This window comes from Streptomyces sp. NBC_01351 (assembly GCF_036237315.1).
Taxonomy (GTDB): domain Bacteria; phylum Actinomycetota; class Actinomycetes; order Streptomycetales; family Streptomycetaceae; genus Streptomyces.
The window spans coordinates 614,015-634,802 of the sequence record NZ_CP108356.1 but is presented as its reverse complement, the minus strand read 5'-3'; the positions used below and the strand labels follow the sequence as shown (position 1 = coordinate 634,802).

The 20,788-nt window shown below is 72.5% G+C and carries 15 protein-coding genes; 9 read left to right on the top strand and 6 right to left on the bottom strand.

Going from position 1 to position 20,788, the window contains the following annotated elements; translation table 11 throughout:
- Positions 1-47 precede the first annotated feature (47 nt).
- The 3 genes from OG625_RS03095 to OG625_RS03085 form a co-directional block, all read right to left on the bottom strand.
- A complete protein-coding gene (locus OG625_RS03095) occupies positions 48-1,103 on the bottom strand; it encodes a hydrogenase expression protein HypE (protein WP_329376518.1) in 1,056 nt (351 codons plus the stop codon).
- Positions 1,104-1,199: 96 nt separating this feature from the next.
- Positions 1,200-2,963: an enoyl-CoA hydratase-related protein gene (locus OG625_RS03090; RefSeq protein WP_329376517.1), complete on the bottom strand. Its 1,764-nt coding sequence runs from the start codon at positions 2,961-2,963 to the stop codon at positions 1,200-1,202.
- A gap of 571 nt (positions 2,964-3,534) precedes the next feature.
- Positions 3,535-8,346: a hypothetical protein gene (locus OG625_RS03085; RefSeq protein ID WP_329376516.1), complete on the bottom strand. Its 4,812-nt coding sequence runs from the start codon at positions 8,344-8,346 to the stop codon at positions 3,535-3,537.
- A 146-nt stretch (positions 8,347-8,492) separates the two neighbouring features.
- Here OG625_RS03085 and OG625_RS03080 point away from each other — a divergent pair, with 146 nt between their 5' ends.
- The 7 genes from OG625_RS03080 (at position 8,493) to OG625_RS03050 (ending at position 15,866) form a co-directional block, all read left to right on the top strand.
- Positions 8,493-9,491: an ATP-binding cassette domain-containing protein gene (locus OG625_RS03080; protein ID WP_329376515.1), complete on the top strand. Its 999-nt coding sequence runs from the start codon at positions 8,493-8,495 to the stop codon at positions 9,489-9,491.
- On the top strand, positions 9,488-10,306 hold the full coding sequence (locus tag OG625_RS03075; RefSeq protein WP_329376514.1) for an ABC transporter permease: 819 nt from the start codon (positions 9,488-9,490) through the stop codon (positions 10,304-10,306). Before OG625_RS03080 ends, OG625_RS03075 begins: the two co-directional genes overlap by 4 nt.
- 27 nt (positions 10,307-10,333) lie before the next feature.
- Positions 10,334-10,978 carry a nucleoside/nucleotide kinase family protein gene (locus OG625_RS03070; protein ID WP_329376513.1) on the top strand — a complete coding sequence of 215 codons (645 nt, stop codon included), beginning with the start codon at positions 10,334-10,336 and terminating at the stop codon, positions 10,976-10,978.
- Between the two features lie 136 nt (positions 10,979-11,114).
- Positions 11,115-11,639 carry a hypothetical protein gene (locus OG625_RS03065; RefSeq protein ID WP_329376512.1) on the top strand — a complete coding sequence of 175 codons (525 nt, stop codon included), beginning with the start codon at positions 11,115-11,117 and terminating at the stop codon, positions 11,637-11,639.
- 442 nt (positions 11,640-12,081) lie between these two features.
- A complete protein-coding gene (locus OG625_RS03060) occupies positions 12,082-13,494 on the top strand; it encodes a family 2B encapsulin nanocompartment shell protein (protein WP_329376511.1) in 1,413 nt (470 codons plus the stop codon).
- A gap of 134 nt (positions 13,495-13,628) precedes the next feature.
- Positions 13,629-14,984, top strand: coding sequence for a family 2 encapsulin nanocompartment cargo protein terpene cyclase (locus tag OG625_RS03055; protein ID WP_329376510.1), 1,356 nt, complete (start codon positions 13,629-13,631; stop codon positions 14,982-14,984).
- A gap of 15 nt (positions 14,985-14,999) precedes the next feature.
- A complete protein-coding gene (locus OG625_RS03050) occupies positions 15,000-15,866 on the top strand; it encodes a geranyl diphosphate 2-C-methyltransferase (RefSeq protein ID WP_329376509.1) in 867 nt (288 codons plus the stop codon).
- 91 nt (positions 15,867-15,957) lie between these two features.
- Here OG625_RS03050 and OG625_RS03045 read toward each other — a convergent pair whose 3' ends face one another.
- From OG625_RS03045 to OG625_RS03035, 3 genes are all read right to left on the bottom strand, one after another.
- A complete protein-coding gene (locus OG625_RS03045) occupies positions 15,958-16,305 on the bottom strand; it encodes a hypothetical protein (protein ID WP_329376508.1) in 348 nt (115 codons plus the stop codon).
- Positions 16,306-16,427: 122 nt separating this feature from the next.
- Positions 16,428-16,679 carry a DUF6213 family protein gene (locus OG625_RS03040; RefSeq protein ID WP_329376507.1) on the bottom strand — a complete coding sequence of 84 codons (252 nt, stop codon included), beginning with the start codon at positions 16,677-16,679 and terminating at the stop codon, positions 16,428-16,430.
- Positions 16,680-16,772: 93 nt separating this feature from the next.
- Positions 16,773-17,963 (bottom strand): MFS transporter, encoded by a 1,191-nt coding sequence (locus OG625_RS03035; RefSeq protein ID WP_329376506.1) that lies wholly within the window; start codon positions 17,961-17,963, stop codon positions 16,773-16,775.
- 189 nt (positions 17,964-18,152) lie between these two features.
- On the opposite strand from OG625_RS03035, the gene OG625_RS03030 reads away from it, so the two are divergent.
- Both OG625_RS03030 and OG625_RS03025 read left to right on the top strand, forming a co-directional pair.
- Positions 18,153-19,169, top strand: coding sequence for a hydroxyacid dehydrogenase (locus tag OG625_RS03030; RefSeq protein WP_443067664.1), 1,017 nt, complete (start codon positions 18,153-18,155; stop codon positions 19,167-19,169).
- Positions 19,170-19,375: 206 nt separating this feature from the next.
- Entirely contained in the window at positions 19,376-20,683 is a 1,308-nt protein-coding gene (locus OG625_RS03025; protein WP_329376505.1) for an ABC transporter substrate-binding protein, read from the top strand.
- Positions 20,684-20,788 lie beyond the last annotated feature (105 nt).

The window sequence follows — 20,788 nt, the reverse complement described above, 5'->3', positions numbered from 1 at the left end:
GAGGAGGTGTGCCCGGGTCCGGAGCCGTGGCCCGGGCCCGGGGCCGGTCACCAGGGCGGGCGGTAGCCCGTCGTCAGCTTCTCGCCGGAGCGGCGCCACTTGGGCTCCTGGTCCACGGTGTGCAGCGTGATCGCCCGGAGCCTGCGGATCACCGCGCCGTACGCGCCGCTGGCGTTGGTGGAGACCGTGGCGCCCGGCGGCTTGTCCATGAACGGCATGAACTTGTCGGGGAAGCCGGGCATCGTGCAGGCGATGCAGATGCCGCCCACGTTCGGGCAGCCGCCGATGCCGTTCATCCAGCCGCGCTTGGGCACATTGCACTTGACCACCGGGCCCCAACAGCCGATCTTGACAAGGCACTTGGGGGAGTCGTAGGTCTCGGCGAACTGGCCCTGCTCGTAGTAGCCCGCGCGGTCACAGCCCTCGTGGACCGTGTTGCCGAACAGCCAGGTGGGCCGCAGCTTGTCGTCGAGCGGGATCATCGGGGCCGAGCCGGCCGCCTGGTACAGCAGGTACGTCAGGGTCTCCGAGAAGTTGTCCGGTTGGATCGGACAGCCCGGCACGCACACGATCGGGATCCCCGCGTGGGACTTCCAGTCCCAGCCCAGGTAGTCGGGCACGCCCATGGCGCCCGTGGGATTGCCCTCCATCGCGTGGATGCCGCCGTACGTGGCGCAGGTGCCGATGGCCACCACGGCGAGGGCCTTGGGGGCCAGCCGGTCGATCCACTCGCTCGTGGTGATGGGCTGGCCGGTGGCCGGATCGTCGCCGAAGCCGCACCAGTAGCCCTCGGGCTTGATCTTCTCGTTGGGGATGGACCCCTCGACCACCAGCACGAACGGATCGATCTCGCCCCGCTCGCCCTTGAAGAACCACTCGATGAACGTGTCCGCGCCGCCGACCGGGCCGCACTCGAAGTCGATCAGCGGCCAGTGCACGGCGATCCGGGGGAGCCCGGGCAGCGTCCCCGTCACGATCTCCTCGATGCTCGGCTGCATCGCCGCGGTCAGGGACACGGAGTCGCCGTCGCAACTCAAGCCCGCGTTGATCCAGAGGATGTGGATCAGGGGGTCCTCTACCGGGTCCGACGTTGCTGCATCCATGCGGATGCCTCCTTGCGAAGGGGGAGCGGGGAGCGGGAGCGGGGGTGGGAGGGGCGGCGCGTGACCGCCCGGGACCCATGGGCCCCACCCTTCTTGCTAGCAGCCGGCGGGGTCCCGTGCCCCGTCATGTACACCCGGTCCGGTGACGCGGGCCGTTCTCGCGGGCGGCGGGGACCCGTGCCGACCCGGTACGGGCCGGGCCAGATGGGGCGGGGTGGCGTCGGGGCGCTCCTTGCGTACGAAGGACCGCCGCAGCCCGTGGTACGGGGCCGTTCGGGTGAAGAAGGTCCGCCGCATCCGGTCCAGCTCGGCCGCGCGGTAGGCCGCCAGCGGGAGCTCCGCCTCGTCGAGCTCCCGGCGCGCCTTCTTCCCGGTGATCCGCGTGGCGGTGGCCGGGTGGCCGGCGAGCTGCGCCGCGAGCGACGCGGCCCGGTCGGCGAACTCCGCGGGCGGGCAGCCGATCGTCCGGTCGACCAGGCCGAGCCTCCGGGCGGCCTCTGCGCTCAGCGGCAGGGCCTCGGTGATGAGGCGCTCCGATACGGCCGCGCCGACCCGGCGCGGCAGCGTGTACGTCCAGAACTCCGAGCCGTACAGGCCCATGAGCCGGTAGTGCGGATTGAGGACCACGCCCGAGCGGCACCACACCTCGTCGGCGGCGAGGGCCAGCATCGCCCCACCGGCGGCCGCGTTGCCGCCCAGCGCGGAGACCACGAGCCGGTCGGTGGTGGTGAGGACGGCCTCCACCAGGTCGTCCATGGCGTTGATGTTGGCCCAGGACTCCTCGGCCGGGTCGGCCGCGGCCTCGATGACGCCGAGGTGGATGCCGTTCGAGAAGAAGTCCCGGCCGCCGCCGAGGACGAGCACCGAGGTGGGGCGGGTGCAGGCGGCGCGGTAGGCGTCCAGCAGGCGCCGGCAGTGGTCGGTGCCCATCGCGCCGCCGGGGAAGGAGAACGACAGGAACCCGGCCCCGCCCTCCTCGCGGTAGTCGATGTCGGACCAGGTCCGCGGGCCCGCAGCGGCGGGGAGCTCCGGCAGCGCGGGCAGCAGGTCGCCGAGCGCGAGCGTGGCGGGAAGCTTGGGACGGGCCGGTTGCCCCGGCGCGCGCCGGGCCCGTAGCTCCGGGATCCAGACGGCCCCGTCGACGGTGGCCCGGCAGATCGCCCCCGCCCTGGTGGCGAGCAGTTCTCCCGGCCGGCCGCGCAGCCGATCTTCGGGGTGGCCGCCGTGCAGGAACCACACGCCGCCCAGCAGCTCGTCCCGTACGCCGGGCCGGGAGTCGGCGGCCCGCAGCAGGCGCAGTACCCGCTCGGTGTCGTCCCGCAGCCAGTCGATCCGGCGCTCCTCCTGGCGCAACAGCGGCAGGACGCGGCCCTCGCCCTGCGGCTCGGGGGCGTACGTGCCGGAGGCGAAGCGCTCCACGGCGAGCAGGACGGCTTCCAGGGCCGCGTCGGCGACCTCGCCCCGGTACCAGGTGCTCTTGGACACCGGAGGGCTCGGCACCGGGCATGCGACCGTGGCCCACACATCGCCGGCGTCCATCTCCGCATTGGCCTGCAGCACCGTGACACCCCACCGCGGGGCACCCTCGTGGACGGCCCGGTCCAGGGAGGAGGGGCCCCGGTCCCCGAGCGGACCGGGGTGGACGATCAGACAGGTGTGGGCGGACCAGACCTCCTCGGGCACGGCCGAGGTCAGCATCGGCGCGACCACCAGGTCCGGCCGGTGCCTGCGGACCGCGTCGGCGAGATCGGCGGACGGGAGCGCCAGCTCCACCGCGACACTGTGGCCGTGATCGCGCAGCTCGGCGTGGACCCGCTGGGTGAGGCTGTTGAAAGCACTCGCGACGAGCAGGACGTGCACGTGGTCTCCCTGCGACGGACCGGAGCCGCGGCCGCGCGGGGCCGGATCGGCAGTGCGTGACCGGGGCATGACCGGCCGCCTGAGATGTTCCGGTACGCGGACCGCGGGCGCGCGGAACCCGGCGGCCGTTGTCACCCGAACGCGCACTCGTGCGGGGCCGCTCGGCGGCAGGAGGGCGTGTGCGGCCTCCTTCTGCCCCTCGGTCCCGGTACACGGCGCGGATCAGCCCGGTACATGCCCGTCCGAACAGGGCCAGGTGTGCGTCGGGGCGTCCCCGCAGGTCCGGACATGGTCGGGTGTGCGGTGGGGCGTCCCCGCAGGGCGCGGCGCCCCGCCCAGTCACCCAGGCCCGGACGGGGTCGGGTGTGTGGCGGGGCGTCCCCGCAGGGCGTCGAACGCAACCCCCTCGGTCCTCCGACCCCTGGAACCGTTCGACGCCCGAGGAGACGCCCCGGCGCGCGCCCGGCCACGGCCGACCCCGACACCGACACCGACCCCGCCCCGGCTGAGCCCGCCCGCCCCACCGGCCGGCCCCGGTGCAACCGGCCGGGCCCGCTCCGCAGGAGACCGCCTAGCGCCCCCCGCCAGGCCACCGCTCCCAGGCCTCGGCGAACATCTCGTGCAGGGGCGCGGTCGGCAGCACCGGACCGAACGGGGCGTGGATCCGGTCACGCCACAGCGGGCGCACCTGGTGGCTCGTCAGCTTCACCGTCTCCAGCGGCAGGTGCGGGGCCTTCAGGTCGGTCCACTCCCCGGGCAGGAACACGGTCCGGCCCGCCCGCGCCCGCTTGGCCTCCACCACCGCGCCGGTGGCGAGGAGTTCCGCCCGGACCTCCGCCTGACGTTTGGTCGACCAGCCGTTCCACCGCCGCACGTTGCGGTCGGTGGGCGCGGCCAGCGTCGCCAGCTGGAGGTACAGCGCGGCGGCGTCCGGGCCCACGCCGAGCTGCGCCGCCACCCGCGTGACCAGCTCCGGGCAGGACTGCCGGGGATCCGCCTCGTACGCACCGTCGGGCACCACGCCCGACACGGCCCGGCGCATCATCCGGTCCAGGCCGCCGCCGGCCAGCAGCGGTGCCACCCGGTCCAGTTCCTCGGCGAGGTCGGTCACCTCTCGGACCCGCCGCCATACCTCGGGGTCGGCGACCGCGGCCGGCCGCAGGAAGGAGGCGCCGCCGGGCGCGCACACCACCAGCGGGCCGGAGTCGTACGCGGTCACCGGAACCGGCCCCTTCTCCGTGCGCCGGTCCATCGATACCGCAAGCAGGCCGGGCCCGAACCGCTCGGCGATCCGCTCCGAGGTGTCCTGTACCCGCCCGCCCGGCAGCGCCAGCAGCAGCTCCGGCCGCTCCAGCTCGGCCCGCAGCCGCTCGTACAGGGCCGTCGCGCCGGCCACCGCGGGATCCCCGACGGGCCGGTCCGTCCACGCCCACACCAGCGCGCTCGCGATCTGCCCGAGCGAGAGGCCCACCGGGGTGCGGTAGGGCAGCTCGGGCCCGGCCGGCGGCACGGCCCTGACCTCCACGCCGATGCCGTACGGGGTCGCCGAGAGCACCCAGTCCGTCGCGGGCACCGTCGAGTCCTCGGCGGCCTCGTAGCCGCCCGCCAGCCGCCTGGCCCACACCTCCGACAGCCCCAGGTCGGCCTCCAGGGCGTCGGCGACCTCGTCGTGCACGGCCGGCCGGGCCCCGATCCGCTCCCGCCACACCCCGGCCATCCGTTCCACGGCGGCCTCGATCCCGCCCGGCCGCCACAGCTCGGCCGGGTCCTCGGGCAGGCCGGCGGCCAGCACGGCCCGCCGACCGGCAGCTCCGAGCCGCGCGCGCAGGCGCTCGTACGACTCCACGGTCATCGGGGTCGCCTTGTAGGGGGCCTTGCGCGCCAGGGCGCTGTCCTCGTCCCGGTCGGCCCGGCCGACCAGACCGGCCACCACCAGCCGCGCCAGGGCCCTGCGCACGCCCGTCAGTTCGGCGAAGCGCACGGCCGCGGACTCCGGCACCGGGATCGGCCCGTGCGCCTCGACCGCCGCCACCAGGGCGCGCAGCCGGGCGGCGTCGTCCCGCTCCACCCGTACGAGCCGCGCGTCCGGGGCCTGCGCCGGCGCGCGGTCGCCGTCCGCGCCCTCGGCGGCGGGCGCGACGAACCAGTACCGCGCCCCTCCGGCCCGTACCGCGGCGGAGGCCACGGCGGTCCCGCCCGCACGAAGCCCGTCCAGGGCCCCGGAGTCGGAAACGCCCACCCACCACCGGCCGCCCGCACGGGCGAACGGCTGGTCGGCCCAGGTGTCCAGGAGCGCCAGCAGCGCCGCCCGCTCCGTGTCGGGGGTCGGTGCCACCGCCGCCCGCCAGGCCGCGGCGTCGATCGCGCCGAGCAGCTGCGACCAGTCGTGCGGGGGCGCCGGCGGGGAGATCCGCCGCACCTCCTCCACGATGCTCCCGGCCAGGCAGGCGCCGTCGGCGGCCAGCGCGCTCAGGGTCGCCGGCAGCGCCACCTCCCGGAGGCCCCGCCGCCCATCGCGCTCCCCGTCCGAGACCAGCCCGAACAGCGCCGGCACCAGCTCGGTGTCCGGCGCGGACCGCCGCGGCAGGGCCGGCGGCGCCTCGGCGAGCAGCGTGACGCGCCGGTGCAGGGCCCGGCGCCGTTCCTCCACCCGGGCGGCCCGCACGCCGACGGCCACCACGGCTTCGACCAGTACCGGGTCGGTGACCTCCGGCAACTCCCGGGCCACGGCCGTGCGCAGCGCCTCATCGCCGTCGAGGGCGGCCGCCAGCAAGGCGTCCGCGCAGTCCCGGCCCACGGTCCGCAGCGCCCTCGACCCGGCCGCGTCCCGGGTGCGCAGCAGGTACCAGAAGGCGGGCGGCAGGGCCACGCCCCCCGAGGCGGTGGCCCGCCGCTTCGGCTTCACCCGCGGGTGCCGGGGGGACTGGTGCCCGTCCAACTCCCACAGCAGCGCGCCGTCGGGGGCGTACGCGCGCACCCCCGTACGCGTCTGCGCCTCGGCGAGGACCACGTCCTCCACGGCGCCCTCCGGCGGCGCCCACAGCCCCCAGGGCTCCTGACCCGGCCGGTCGATGTCGAAGCGGGCCGTGCGCCCGTCCACGCTCTCCACCAGGTAGTGGTCGGGCGCGTGGTCGCGGTGCCGGGTGCGGAACAGCACCCGGGTCCCGACCAGGCCGTCCCGGCTGCCCAGCGGGGAGTCGGCCAGTCCGGCGGGCAGCGGGGCCAGCTGCAGGGCCTCCCGGGCCAGGGTCATGCCCGCCTCGGACGGTTCCGCGGCCGGATCGGCGCTCGCGGGGCGGCCCGGGAAGTCCGGCAGCTCCGTCGCACCGCACCGCTCCCCGGTGAGGGGGTCCGCCGGCTCCCACGGCCGCCTCCCGAAGACGGCGTTGGTCCAGATCCGGGAGCCGTCGCCGAGCTGCAGCTCGGCGCCGTCGATGCCCTCCGTGCCGCCGGGGCGCAGCGCCCGCAGGCCGCCGTGCCGACCGCCGCCGTCGGCGGTCTCGAACTGGAAGCCGTACGCCCCGTCCAGGCTGCCGCCGAACGGCACCAGACCGCTCAACTGGTCCGGCGCGAACGGCTCCTCGGGGCGTTCGGCCCAGACGGCGGTGTCGCAGTAGTAGGGGCTCGGCTTGAGGGTCCAGCTCACGAGGAAGGAGCCGCCCGCGTAGTGCACCGCGTACATGGTCGCGCCGTCGGGCACCGTGAAACGGCAGGAGGCGCGCACCCCGTCGGGGGCGACGGCGACGGCCCGGTCGCGCCCGAACACCGTGAGCACGGGCCAGGTGGAGGTCACCCCGGCCACCCCCGGCAGGATCTGGTCCGCTTCCCCGGGAGCAGCGCCGACCTCGGACCCGGCGTCTGGCTCGGGCGAGGCCTCGGACCCGGCGTCGCCCTCGGGCGCGGCGGCCGCCGCGAACTCCGCGTACACCGACTCCAGGGCGGGCCAGGCCAGTTCCTCCGGCAGACCGGCCGCCAGCGAGCGCCGCAGCGCACCTGCCGCTCCGGCCTCGGCGAGGGCGTCGGCGATCCCGCCCAGCGCCGACACGGTCGGCCGGTCCAGCAGCGTCTCCAGCTCGGCGACGGCCTCCTCGGCCCCGGCCATGCCGCCGCCCCCGACCGCGCCGACGAGCTTCCCGACGCGACCGGCCACCTCGTTCGCGATGCCCTCGTTGCCCGGCAGCAGCGTCACCGCCGACCCGGGCCGGCGCAGCCGAGCCACCGACGAGTTCGGGAGCAGACCCGCGTGTACGGTCCCCTCCAGTCGGGATCCGAACACCGGGTCGGCGGCCAGCGCGACGAGGTCCCGCCGGGACCGCTCGCCCCAGAAGCGCATCCGGACCTCCGGCCCCGGGTCGACGACCGCGACCCCCGCCGCCAGGCAGGCGTCCAGCACGTCCGCGTCGAAGCCCTGGTAGTGGTGCCGGGTGGTGTGCACCGTCACCGGGGCGCCCGCCGCCCGCAGCCGCGGCCCCAACCGGCCGACCAGGTCGAGGAATTCCCCGGGCAGCGGCTGCCGCCCGACCCCGCCGCCCGACTGGGCGGCGTACTGGTACATGCGTACGAAGTTCCCGACCCAGTGGTGCAGTCCGTCCTCCGGCACCACCCGCCCGGACTCCATCGCCCCGGTCGCACCGCAGCCGATCAGCAGCCGCAGCCATGCCCCGCCGTCGGTCACGCCCTCCGGGAACACCTCCAGCAGCCCGGCCGCGACCGGGTCCGCCGGGGGACGGGCCGCCAGGACCGGGCCGGCGGCGGTCAGCAGCGCGTCCGGCACCGACTTCTTCCGGGTGACCGACAGGATCGCGCCCACTAGCCGCGCGACCTCCTCGTCCCCGTGCCCGGCCGCCTTGGCCGAGGCCCGCACCCGGCGCACCAGATCCGCCGGCAGGTCCGCGGGCGAGCCCGCCCAGGCCGTCAGGAACGCGTCCAGGGCGGCGTGCGCCGCGGCCGGTTCCAACGTCTCGGCGAGGAACCGCTGATGGGCCCCGAACTCCTTGGCCGGCATGGCCCCGCCCCAGGCGAACAGCAGCGCGTTGGCCCGCCGGTAGCCGGGGTCCACCGGCAGCCCGTGCTCCGCCTCGGCCGCACGCGCCGCCGCGTAGGCGCGCCCGCCCGGCCGGCTCCCGTAACCGATCAGCCGGTGGCCCACGGTGTCCCAGAACCACGGCAGGTGCGCCGGCGGCAGCCGCCGCGCCCGCGCCGCCATCGTGTCGACGAACCGGCCGGGCTTGGTCCAGGACCGGCCCAGCTCGGAGCGCATGTCCGCGATCAGGTCGCGCGCGGTGCCGGAGGCGTCCGGATCGTGGGCGGCGACCCAGTCGGCGTAGGTGGTCGAGGCGTGGGCACCGGCGGTGGGCAGCAGGGCATCAAGCGAGTCGATCATGCCCCGGATCGTCGCACGCCCCACCGACAGCACCCCGTGGGAGCCCTGTAGGAGCCTCGGGGGCCCCACGGCAGGCGGACTGTCAGTGGCATGCGTCACAGTGGGGAGACCGGGCGGTGCTTCCCGCGGGGAAACGAGGTGATCCCATGACGCACGCGATCCGGGCCGAGGGTCTTGCCAAGCGGTTCAAGGAGACCCAGGCGCTGGCCGGGGTGGATCTTGAGGTTCCGGCCGGGACGGTGTGCGGCCTGCTCGGCCCCAACGGAGCCGGGAAGACGACGGCGGTGCGCATCTTCGCCACGCTCCTGCGACCGGACCGGGGACGTGCGGAGGTCGGCGGACACGACGTCGTACGGGAGGCGGGGCGGGTCCGGGCCCTCATCGGGCTGACCGGGCAGTACGCCGCCGTGGACGAGAACCTCACCGGTACGGAGAACCTGCTGATGATCGGCCGGCTGCTCGGGATGGCGCGCGGGGACGCCCGGGCGCGGGCGGCCGAGCTGCTCGACCGTTTCCATCTGACCGACGCGGCGGGACGGGCCGCCAAGGCGTACTCGGGGGGCATGCGGCGACGTCTCGACCTGGCGGCCAGCCTCGTCGGGCGGCCGCAGATCCTCTTCCTCGACGAACCCACCACGGGGCTCGATCCGCACAGCCGAGGCGAAGTCTGGGAGATGCTGCGGGAGCTGGTTTCGGAGGGCATGACCACCCTGCTGACCACCCAGTACCTGGACGAGGCCGACCGCCTCGCCGACAACATCGTGGTGATCGACAAGGGCCGGGTGATCGCCGACGGCACCCCCGACGAGCTGAAGTCGCAGGTCGGCGGCCAAGTACTGCAACTGCGCCCCGCCCACGCGGCCGATCTGGCCGCTGCCCACGCGCTGATCACGGAAGCGGCCGGGCCACAGACCAAGATCGAAGGCGAGGGGATCGCCGCCCCGGTCAACGATCCGGCGCTGATGCCGCACGTCGTGCGCCGACTGGACCAGGCGGGCATCGAGGTCGGCGAACTCACCCTGCGGCGCTCCTCCCTCGACGAGGTGTTCATGGTGCTCACCGGCCACCGTGCGGAGCAGCCCGGGCCCGCGGCCGCCCTCGCGGACCTCGACGACCAGTCCGTGAACGCCGGGAGCCCGTCATGACGACCACGACCACGACGATCGCCGACGGCCTCGGGCGCGGCGGCCGGGTGCGGCCCCTCGCGGCCGTGCGGCAGACGGCGACCATGGCCTGGCGCAGCCTGGTCTCGGTGAAGCACAACCCCCTGGAACTCGTCGACTACAGCATCACGCCGATCATGTTCGTGTTCCTGTTCACCTACGTCTTCGGCGGACAGATGGCGGGCTCCCCCCAGGACTACCTCCAGTACGCCCTCGCGGGGATCATCGTCCAGAACACCCTCTTCATGAGCATGTACACCGCCATGTCGTTGAACTCCGACCTCACGAAGGGGGTCTTCGACCGGCTGCGGAGCCTGCCCATCGCCCGTTCGGCACCGCTCTTCGGACGCATCACGGCCGACCTGGCCAAACAGCTCTGGGCCATGGTCCTGATGATCGCGCTGGGCATGGTGCTGGGCTTCCAGGTCAGCGGGGGCTTCGCGGGCTTCCTCGGTGGGGCGGTGCTGCTGCTGATATTCGCCGCCGCCGTCTCGTGGACGGCGGTGCTCATCGGGATGGTGGCCGGGGACCCGGAGAAGGTGCAGGTCTACGCCTTCACGGTGATCTTTCCGATCACGTTCACCAGCAGTGCCTTCGCCGAGGTCTCCACCATGCCCGGCTGGCTCCAGGCCTGGGTGGAGGTCAATCCCGTCACGCACCTGTCGGACGCCTTCCGCGGACTCCTGCTGGGCACCCCGGCGGGCGGGCCGATCATGTGGTCCCTGGTCTGGGCGGCGGGGATCGCCGCGGTCTTCATGCCGCTGGCGATGCGGGCGTACCGTTCGCAGGACCGCTGACGGACCCGGCTCGGGCAGGATGTCCAGGTGCACACGACGACGGAGCCGGTGACGGAACTGACGACGGACCTGGTGGCGAAGGCCGCCGCGATGGCCACCGGGGGCGGTCGGCGGATCCTCGGCATCGCAGGGCCGCCGGGGGCCGGAAAGTCGACCCTGGCGGCCCGGCTCGCCGACGCGCTGGGGCCCGAGAGGGCCGTGGTGGTCCCGATGGACGGCTTCCACCTCGCCCAGGCCGAACTGGCCCGGCTGGGGCGGGCCGACCGCAAGGGAGCCCCGGACACCTTCGACGCGGCCGGGTACGTCTCGCTACTGCGCCGCCTGCGCGGATCCGACGGGGCCACGGTCTACGCGCCGGCCTTTGACCGTTGCCTGGAGGAGCCGATCGCGGGCAGCGTCCCCGTCCCCCCGGCCGTACCGCTGGTGATCACCGAGGGCAACTACCTGCTGCACGACGCGGGGGAGTGGGCCTCGGTGCGGCCGCTGCTGGACCAGGCCTGGTATCTCGCGCCGGACGAGGAGTTGCGCGTCCGGCGCCTGGTCGACCGGCACGTACGCCACGGCAAGGACCCGGCGTACGCCCGCGCGTGGGTGGCGGGTTCGGACGAGCGGAACGCCCGCCTCATCGCCCCGGGCCGACACCGCGCGGACCTCGTCCTCGACGGAGGGTGACCCTGTCCGCCGTTTCCGTGCCGGCCGTTCGTGCGGCAGCGACCACCGAACGAGACTGTCCGTGGCCGCTGTTAGGGTGGCATGCGCCCGTCAAGGCGGGCCCTGTCATTCATTGGTATTCCAACGGGGGTTCAACGTGAAGCTTCGTCATGTCCGCGCGGTCGCAGTCTTCGGCATCGCCGTCTTCGCACTGACCGGAGCCCGTGGCTCCGGCGGTGCCAGCTGCGGCGGGAGCAGCGGTTCCAGCTCCAGCTCCAGCAGCTCCGGCGGCAGCAACGGCGACAGCAGCAGCAGCTCCGGCGGGAGCGACAGCAGCAGCACCAGCACCAGCGGGAGCACGGGCGGCACCACCACGACCGGCGGTTCCAGCAGTAACAAGGCCGAGCGTGACATCAGGATCGACAGCTGCAAGCTGGAGGGCAAGAACCTCGTAGCCCGGCTCACCGTCACCAACAGCGGTTCGCTGGACTCCACCTACAACATCACGATGAAGTTCCGCGGGGACGCGACGTCGACCGCGACTACCGCCACGGCCAGGGTGGCCTCTCTCAAGGTCAAGGCGGGCGCGTCCCAGCCGGCCGAGGCCACGACGCCGTACACCGGCAAGGGCGACGGCAGCGAGTACAAGGAATGCGTCGTCTCCACCGTGACGAAGAGCTGAGGCCTCGCCCAGCCCGCAGCAACTCCAGCAGGACCGCGGCCCCGTCGGTATGACACCGATGGGGCCGTTCCCGTGCGCGGCGCGTGCCGGATGTCGGGCCCCGGGGTCCCCTGTCGGGGTGAACGGCATCGGGGGCGGTTTCGGCGGCGCACATGGCCGGAACCGACTCCGGCATTGGATCAAGGGCCTGCTCACGCCCGAGCTCCGTGCAGGACGGCCCTCGAACGTGTCTGAATACTGTCAGTAGTCGGGTCAAACCCAACGCGAGGCAAGACCACTGCATCGAGGTAATAACAGCGTTCCTTCAAGGTCATTTGGGCTCAGGGGCCAATAGTCTTCCCCCGGATCTGGACGGATCCGCAGATATTCGCCCTCTTTTTCCTCTTTTACCGGCGATGCGCGCACGCGCGGATCGCCGCCCTTAAGAAGGAGAGCTCGTCCGATGACCGTTGACACCAGTCCCGAAGCACAGCTGGAGCCACCCCAGCAATCCAGCCTGAGCACGGCTGCTGCCCGCAACCTTGCCAGCACGACCAAGTCCGCCCCGCAGATGCAGGAGATCACCTCTCGCTGGCTGCTGCGGATGCTCCCCTGGGTGGAGACCAAGGGCGGCGCCTACCGGGTGAACCGCCGACTCAGCTACACCGTCGGCGACGGGCGCATCGATTTCGTCCAGGACGGTGCCGCGGTTCGCGTGATCCCCCGCGAGCTCGGCGAACTGGCGCTGCTGCGCGGCTTCGAGGACGAGGAGGTGCTGACCGCGCTCGCCGGACGGTGCGTTCAGCGCGACTTCCGTGCCGGCGAGGTGCTGGTCGAACGCGGTACGCCCGCCGAGCAGATCCACCTGATCGCCCACGGCCGGATCAGCCAGACGTCCGTCGGCAAGTACGGCGACGACGTCGCCGTCGCCGTACTCGCCGACGGCGACCGGTTCGGTGAGAACGCCCTGTTGGACGGTGACGCCGGCTGGGACTACACCGCCACCGCCGAAACCCCCGGCACCCTGCTCACCCTGTCCCGCGCGGACTTCGCCGCCGTACTGAACGCGGCCCCGGGCCTCCAGGCCCACATCCGGGAGTTCAGCTCGCTTCCCCAGCAGCGGCAGAACAAGCACGGCGAGGCCGAGATCGCGATGTCGGCCGGCCATACCGGCGAGGTCGAGCTGCCCGGCGCCTTCGTCGACTACGAACTGAAGCCGCGCGAGTACGAACTCTCCGTCGCGCAGACCGTTCTGCGGGTCCACACGAGGGTCGCCGACCTCTACAACGGGCCGCACAACCAGACCGAGGAGCAGCTCAGGCTCACCATCGAGGCACTGCGCGAGCGGCAGGAGCACGAGCTCGTCAACAACCGGGAGTTCGGCCTGCTCCACAACGCCGACTTCAAGCAGCGGATCCAGACCCACTCCGGCCCGCCCACCCCGGACGACCTCGACGAGCTGCTCTGCCGCCGCCGGGGCACCAAACTCTTCCTCGCCCACCCCAAGACGATCGCGGCGGTTGGGCGGGAGCTCAACGCACGGGGGCTCTACCCGGACCACGTCGACGTCGGCGGGCAGTCGGTCCCTGCCTGGCGCGGGGTTCCGATCCTGCCCTGCAACAAGATCCCCATCAGCAAGGACAACACCAGCTCGATCATCGCCATGCGAACCGGCGAGGACAACCAGGGCGTCATCGGTCTGCGCCAGACCGGTCTGCCGGAGGAGTACGAGCCGGGCCTGTCGGTGCGCTTCATGGGCATCAACGAGCAGGCGATCATCTCCTACCTGGTCAGCACCTACTACTCCGCCGCCATTCTGGTGCCCGACGCGCTCGGTGTGCTGGAGAACGTGCAGATCGCCCGCAGGCGCGACTAGAGGACCCGCCCGACGGCCGCCAAGGCAGTCGAAGCCGCGTCGGCCACCAAGGCCCCGACGGCCCGGACCTTCCCGGGCCGGCCGAGCACGCCCGGGATCCGGGACAGCCCAACCACCTCACCAAGGAGCCACGGATGCCCGATCCTGGGCCTTCCCCTCTGCAGTCGAGCCTGCCCGCCGCCGCGGCCCGCTTCGGGGCCGACGTCCTCGCCAACGCCCTCGCCCATGCCCCGTCGCAGGCCCAGGACCAGGCCCAGGACCCGGCCCGCGCCGCCGGAGTCCTGCCGTCCGCGCCGACCCTGCCCTTCGGCCGGGGCCCCGCCGCGGGGGACGTCCCGGTGGACGCACCCGTGGAGGCCCTCGTACCGGATCAGGGTCCCGGTCCTGCCCTGGAGCGGATCCTCCGCGGCCCCAGTGGCCTGGGTACGGCAGGGCTGAGCCTGGCCCGGCGCACGGAGCCGTCGACGCCCCCGGCACCCGGCGCGCCGCTCGCCGCCGCGGCGCCGGTGGCCGGCAATCCGATCCCGGGCCTCTACCACCACCCGGTCCCCGAGCCCGACCCGGTGCGGGTGGAGGAGGTCAGCCGCAGGATCAAGGCCTGGGCACTGGACGAGGTCGAGCTGTACCCCGAGGACTGGGAGGACCAGTTCGACGGCTTCTCCGTCGGGCGCTACATGGTCGCCTGCCATCCGGACGCTCCGACCATCGACCACCTGATGATCGCCACACGTCTGATGGTCGCCGAGAACGCGGTCGACGACTGCTACTGCGAGGACCACGGGGGTTCGCCGATCGGACTGGGCGGACGCCTCCTGCTGGCGCACACCGCCCTCGACCACCTGCACACGACGAAGGAGTACCAGCCGCAGTGGGCCGAGTCGCTGCACGCGGACGCCCCGCGGCGCGCCTACCGCTCCGCCATGGAGTACTTCGTCCAGCAGTCCACCGCCTCCCAGGCCGACCGCTACCGCCACGACATGGCCCGCCTGCACATGGGCTACCTCGCCGAGGCGGCCTGGGCCCAGACGGACCACGTGCCCGAGGTGTGGGAGTACCTGGCCATGCGCCAGTTCAACAACTTCCGCCCCTGCCCCACCATCACCGACACCGTCGGCGGCTACGAACTGCCGGCGGACCTGCACGCGCAACCCGCCATGCAACGGGTCCTCGCGCTCGCGGGCAACGCCACGACCATCGTCAACGACCTGTACTCGTACACGAAGGAACTGGCCGCCCCGGGCAAGCACCTGAACCTGCCCGTGGTGATCGCCGAACGTGAGGGAGTCTCCGACCGGGAGGCCTACCTGAAGGCGGTCGAGGTCCACAACGACCTCATGCACGACTTCGAATCCGAAGCCGCCGCCCTCGCCGTCGCCTGCCCCACCCCCAGCGTGCTGCGCTTCCTGCGGGGAGTGGCCGTGTGGGTCGACGGCAACCACTACTGGCACCAGACCAACACCTACCGATACAGCCTGCCCGACTTCTGGTAAGGATGGGACATTTTCATGACGAGCACCGATCTCTCCACATTCATCCCCGCCCCGGCCACGGCCTACCAGGGAGACATCGCCCGCTACTGGGACCACGAGGCCCGGCCCGTGAACCTGCGTCTCGGTGACGTCGACGGCCTGTACCACCACCACTACGGCATCGGCGACGTCGACCACGAGGCCCTCGGCGACTCCGAGGACAGCGCTTACGAGAAGAAGCTGATCGCGGAACTCCACCGCCTGGAGTCGGCGCAGGCCGAACTGCTCCTGGACCACCTCGGCCCGATCGGACGCGACGACACCCTCGTCGACGCCGGGTGCGGCCGCGGCGGCTCGATGGTCATGGCCCACCAGCGCTTCGGGTGCAAGGTCGAGGGCGTCACCCTGTCCGCCAAGCAGGCCGATTTCGGAAACAACCGCGCCCGCGAACTCGGCATCGGGGACCACGTCCGCGCCCGCGTCTGCAACATGCTCAACACGCCCTTCGAGACCGGTCAGGCCGCGGGCTCGTGGAACAACGAGTCGAGCATGTACGTCGACCTGCACGACCTCTTCGCCGAGCACTCCCGCGTGCTCTCGGTCGGCGGCCGCTACGTGACCATCACCGGCTGCTGGAACCCGCGTTACGGCCAGCCCTCGAAGTGGGTCTCGCAGATCAACGCGCACTTCGAGTGCAACATCCACTCGCGCCGGGAGTACCTGCGGGCCATGGCGGACAACCGTCTCGTACCGCAGGCCGTGATCGACCTGACTCCGGAGACCCTGCCCTACTGGGAGCTGCGGGCCACGTCCTCCCTGGTCACCGGAATCGAGGAGGCGTTCATCAACTCCTACAAGGACGGATCGTTCCAGTACGTCCTGATCGCGGCCGACCGCGTCTGACCGAGCGCTGAAGGGGCCGGGTCCGTCACCCGACGGGCCCGGCCCGCACGCCGTCACCGAACCCCTGACCCGGGCCTGGCGTCGCGCCCCGTCAGGGCTTGGTGTGGCGGGTCATCGTCGTCAGTCTGGCGCTGCCCCAGCGGCACAGCAGCCGCAGTCCGCAGATCACCGTGGGGACCCACAGGGCGGCGAAGACCCAGAGGACGGTCGGAGAGGCCGTGCTCAGGACCCGTACGAACGCCGCCGCGCAGGCGACGGCCAGGAGGCACGTGTACAGCCCGAGGCCGGGACTGCGGGCGTCGCTCCAGGAGCCCGTCCACGGCCTGGCGCCGCGGCGGAGCGTACGCAGCCTCCGGTCGAGACGCTGATCGGAACGCAGCTGGGCCTCGATGTCGTCGAGGATCATGCGCTCCTGCTGGGAGAGCTCGGGGCCGTCCATGCCTACACCTCCCGAGACTCGGTGCCTGCTCTGCGGTTACCCCGGTTCGGGACTGCTCACACGTTTCGCCTTCATCCCATGGGGAGGACCGGGGAAACGCGACGAGCCCGCCGAACGGCGCGTCATTCCCACGTGCGCCGATTGCGGTCCGGTACGGAGGTGAACGCGATGCATTCGACGTCGATGCTGTCGGCGAGCTCGCTCAGCACCTCGGCCAGGTTGTGCACGGTCGCGGCGTCGGCTGCCATTTCGCCTGCCTCCACCGAGTGCACCCAGTCGACCGCGATCCGTCGCAGTAGGGCGGTGACCTGGTCTGAGGGGATCAGCGGGCCACCCTGTGCGGTGGGGATGAGCGGTATGGTCACCTGGATCATGAAACCGCCTCCCGCGGCCGGCAGTGATAGTTCCACCGGGCGCTTACCCGGTGCGCCGGGAGCCAACCACCGGGCGAACCGCCGGGCCGGCCGTCACACGCCCGCCCGCACCGGCCGCCGGAGCAGGTAGCCGAACGCGGTGGCGACCAGGGCCGCCATGCAGGCGATGAACACCAGCCCCGCGCCCTCCAGCCCGATCGGGCCCACCAGCAGGCCGACGCCGATCACCGGGACCGAGATGCCGGTGTACGCCGCCACGAACAGGGTCGAGATCACCGCCGCGCGCCGGTCCGGGGGAGAGGCCCCGGCCACGGCGGCCAGGGCCCCGCGGAACGCCAGACCCTGCCCGGCGCCGCCGACCAGGGCGCTCAGCACCACCAGCGGCAGCAGGTCCCACCACAGCGCCCCCGCGAGCAGCGCCAGCCCGGTGAAGAGCGCCACACAGCCCAGGGGCAGCGACCGGCCCACCCCGACCCGGCCGACGGCCAGCTGCCCGGCCGTCGAGGCGAAGAAGGCGAGCGCGACGATCAGCCCGCTCACCGCGTGGTTGTGGACGTCCAGGGACTGCGCGAGGAACGCGGGGCTCACCGAGGTGAACACCCCGAACAGCGCGAACCCCACGAACGAGGCGATCGCCGCCGGCGCGAACACCGCCCGCACCTGGACGGGCAGGCCGGGCCGCTGCGGGCGTACGGCGCTCCACGGCCGCCGCCCCCGCACGGTCTCGGGAAGCAGCAGCAGGACGACAACCGAGCCGGCGATCAGGGCCAGGTGGACGAGGAACGGCAGGTAGAGCGGCCACGCGGCGTACTGGGCGAGCACGCCTGCGAGCAGCGGACCGCAGCCGAGCCCGCCCATGTTGGCGGCGGTCGCCACGAAGGTGGCCCGGGAGGCGCCGCCCGCCGGTGCCAGTTCCATGACGTACGCCGTGGCGGCTCCTGTGAACAGGCCGGCCGACAGCCCCGAGAGCAACCGCCCCGCGTACAGCCAGCCGAGCCCGGTGGCGCAGAGGAAGCAGACGGCGCTGGCCGCCGCGAAACCCAGACCCGCCAGCAGCACCGGCCTGCGGCCCACGGTGTCGGAGGCGTTGCCCGCCAGCAGCAGCACGCCGATCACCCCGAAGGCGTACACGGCGTACACGACGGTCACCGTCAGCTCGGAGAACCCGAACTTCTCCTGGTACAGGCCGTAGAGGGGGGTCGGCAGTGTGGTGCCGGCCATGCACACGGCGAACACCATCCCGCTGAGCGCGCACTGACGCCATCCTTGGCGATCACCGTCCATGGCGCAGACGGTAACCCCGCGCGCCGTCCCGGGCCGGGCGGGGCGCATCCCGGCGTGCCGCAGCGGGCGCGCCGCACACCCTGGCGATCGTTTTGAATGAATAGAGCTATACGATTGATAGATCTTGACGATCGGATCACGAGTTCATAGAGTCGGCGCGGCCTCACTCAGCCACAAGGAGCACCCCAGATGCCAGTTCGCCGCCCCCGGGCCCTGCTCGCGATGGTCCCCGAGCTTCTGCCCCGCCTGTTGGACGACGCCACCGCCCGCCGGCTCCTGGCCGTGGCCGAGCTCGATCTGGAGATGGTTGCCGACGACTTCGGCAGACCCGAAGTGGCGGCGGCCCTGGCGGAGGCCGAGATCCTGCTCACCTTCTGGGGATCCCCGGCCATCGACGCCGCTGTGCTCGCCGCCGCGCCCCGCCTCCAGGCGGTCGTGCACGCTGCCGGCTCCGTCAAGCACTTGGTCACCGAGGCCTGTTGGGAGCGAGGTATCGCCGTCTCCTCCGCCGCGCAGGCCAACTCGCTGCCGGTGGCCGAGTACACGGTGGCCATGGTGCTGCTCTCCAACAAGCGGGTGATGCAGCTCCGTGACGAGTACCGCAGCGTGCGCGGCGTCGAACACGCCTGGCACCTGCGGTACGGCCACGCGGGCAACTACCGCCGGACCGTCGGCATCGTCGGCGCCTCCCGGATCGGGCGGCGGGTGATCGAACTCTTGCGTCCGTACGATCTCGAACTCGCCCTCTACGACCCGTATGTGAGTAATGATCAGGCCGGGGCGCTCGGCGTGCGCAGCGTGGGCCTCGACGAGCTGTGCCGGATCTCCGACGTGGTCAGCCTGCACGCGCCGGCCCTGCCCGAGACCCGGTCGATGATCGACCGCCGACGGCTGGCGCTGATGCGCGACGGCGCCACCCTGATCAACACCGCCCGCGGTTCGCTCGTCGATTCGACGGCCCTCACCGAGGAGCTGGCCACCGGTCGGATCCAGGCGGTCATCGACGTGACCGAGCCGGAGGTGCTGCCGGCCGACTCCCCGCTGTACGACCTGCCGAACGTGCTGCTCACCCCGCACATCGCGGGTTCGCTCGGCAACGAACTGCACCGCATGGCCGATTCGGCGATCGAGGAGATCACCCGCTACGCCTCTGGCCTGCCCTTCCTCCACGAAGTCCGCCGCGAGGAGCTCGACCGCACGGCCTGACCGGCTGCACGGCCCAGCCCGACTCCGCCCCCACCCGTACGGCTGGGGGCGGAGTCGGGCTGGGCTCGCCCGAATGAATCATGGAACGGGACATTCGGACACCTATGATCTGATCGTTTTGATCAATAGTTCAGATGCTCTTGACGTTCAAGATTCGCGGGCGAATGATTCAAGCCGTTCAGCCCACTCGCCAAGGAGCAGTTCACATGAAGGCTCAGTCCTTGCGTGCCTACGGCGCGGTGGCCGCAGCGGTGTCCCTCGCCCTGCTGACCTCCGCCTGCGCCGGCTCTGATTCCGCCACCTCGTCCGCCGCCAAGGACGACGGCAAGCCCGTCACCATCACGTACTGGACCTGGACCAGCGGCGCGGAGGCGGCGGCCGCCGCGTTCAACAAGACGCACACCGACATCCAGGTCCAGTTCTCCCAGATACCGGGTGGCGCGGACGGCTACAGCAAGATCAGCAACGCCATCAAGGCGGGCGACGCCCCCGACGTGGCGACCATCGAGTACAGCATGGTCCCGGAGTTCGCGAGCCAGGGTTACCTGGAGGACCTCACGGCCACCTCCGGCAAGCTGGTCAAGGAGAGCTTCCCCGCCGGCGTCCAGAACCTGGTGACCTTCGGCGGCAAGACCTGGTCGGTCCCCTTCGACGCCACCCCGCAGGTGTACTTCTACCGCAAGGACCTCTTCGAGAAGTACGGCGTGACCGTCCCGAAGACGTGGGACGAGTACCGTGCCGCGGCCGAGAAGATCAAGGCCGCCGACCCCAAGGCGCGCATCGGCTCCTTCCCGACCGACACCCCGCTGGAGGCGGCCCTCTCCTGGCAGGCCGGCTCCAAGTGGTTCCAGATCAAGGACGAGGCCTGGAAGCCCGAGATCAACGACGCACCTTCCCAGAAGGTCGCGGCCTTCTGGGAGGGCATGCTCAAGGACGACCTCGTCTTCAACCACGGCGCCGGCACGCCGGAGGAGAACAAGTCCAAGGCCGACGGCACGTCCGTCAGCATCCTCGGCGCCTCGTGGACCGCCGGCGGCATGATCTCCGCCATGCCCGACCTCAAGGGCAAGTGGGGCGTCGCCCCCGTCCCCCACTGGGGCACTCCGGCCAGCGGGATGTACGGCGGCACCAGCTTCGCCGTGACCAAGGGCAGCAAGCACACCAAGGCCGCCGCCGAGTTCATCAAGTGGGTGACCACGGACCCGGCCGCCATGGAGGCCCGGATCGGCGCCCTGAAGAACCCGAGCAGCGCCCTGCCCGCGAACCCGGCGATGGCCGCGGTGGCGGCGAAGGCCTTCGACACCTCCTACTTCGACGGCCAGGACCTCTACAAGCTGACCGGCGACCAGATCCCCACCATCGTCCCCGGATGGACCTGGGGCCCGGTCTGGGGCAAGGTCAACGCCGACTTCAAGGACGAGGCGGCCAAGAACGGCCTGGCCAACGGGCTGGTGAAGGCCCAGGAATCGGCCCAGGCGGCGATCGAGAGCCGCGGTCTCAAGCTCGCCAAGTGACAAGCCGGGGGTGGCCGCCGGAGCTCCCGGCTCGTGGCCGCCCCCTCGTCGAAGCCCCCGCACCGCCAAGGAGCCTCCCGTGGCATCACCGCCCACCACCCCGGC

Bases quoted from the DNA above. Each gene is read 5' to 3' on its own strand.
- OG625_RS03080 (WP_329376515.1), top strand. From the start codon at position 8,493: ATGACGCACGCGATCCGGGCCGAGGGTCTTGCCAAGCGGTTCAAGGAG.
- OG625_RS03050 (WP_329376509.1), top strand. From the start codon at position 15,000: ATGACGAGCACCGATCTCTCCACATTCATCCCCGCCCCGGCCACGGCC.
- OG625_RS03085 (WP_329376516.1), bottom strand. From the start codon at position 8,346: ATGATCGACTCGCTTGATGCCCTGCTGCCCACCGCCGGTGCCCACGCC.
- OG625_RS03055 (WP_329376510.1), top strand. From the start codon at position 13,629: ATGCCCGATCCTGGGCCTTCCCCTCTGCAGTCGAGCCTGCCCGCCGCC.
- OG625_RS03025 (WP_329376505.1), top strand. From the start codon at position 19,376: ATGAAGGCTCAGTCCTTGCGTGCCTACGGCGCGGTGGCCGCAGCGGTG.
- OG625_RS03060 (WP_329376511.1), top strand. From the start codon at position 12,082: ATGACCGTTGACACCAGTCCCGAAGCACAGCTGGAGCCACCCCAGCAA.
- OG625_RS03040 (WP_329376507.1), bottom strand. From the start codon at position 16,679: ATGATCCAGGTGACCATACCGCTCATCCCCACCGCACAGGGTGGCCCG.
- OG625_RS03075 (WP_329376514.1), top strand. From the start codon at position 9,488: ATGACGACCACGACCACGACGATCGCCGACGGCCTCGGGCGCGGCGGC.
- OG625_RS03030 (WP_443067664.1), top strand. From the start codon at position 18,153: ATGCCAGTTCGCCGCCCCCGGGCCCTGCTCGCGATGGTCCCCGAGCTT.
- OG625_RS03045 (WP_329376508.1), bottom strand. From the start codon at position 16,305: ATGGACGGCCCCGAGCTCTCCCAGCAGGAGCGCATGATCCTCGACGAC.
- OG625_RS03035 (WP_329376506.1), bottom strand. From the start codon at position 17,963: ATGGACGGTGATCGCCAAGGATGGCGTCAGTGCGCGCTCAGCGGGATG.
- OG625_RS03095 (WP_329376518.1), bottom strand. From the start codon at position 1,103: ATGGATGCAGCAACGTCGGACCCGGTAGAGGACCCCCTGATCCACATC.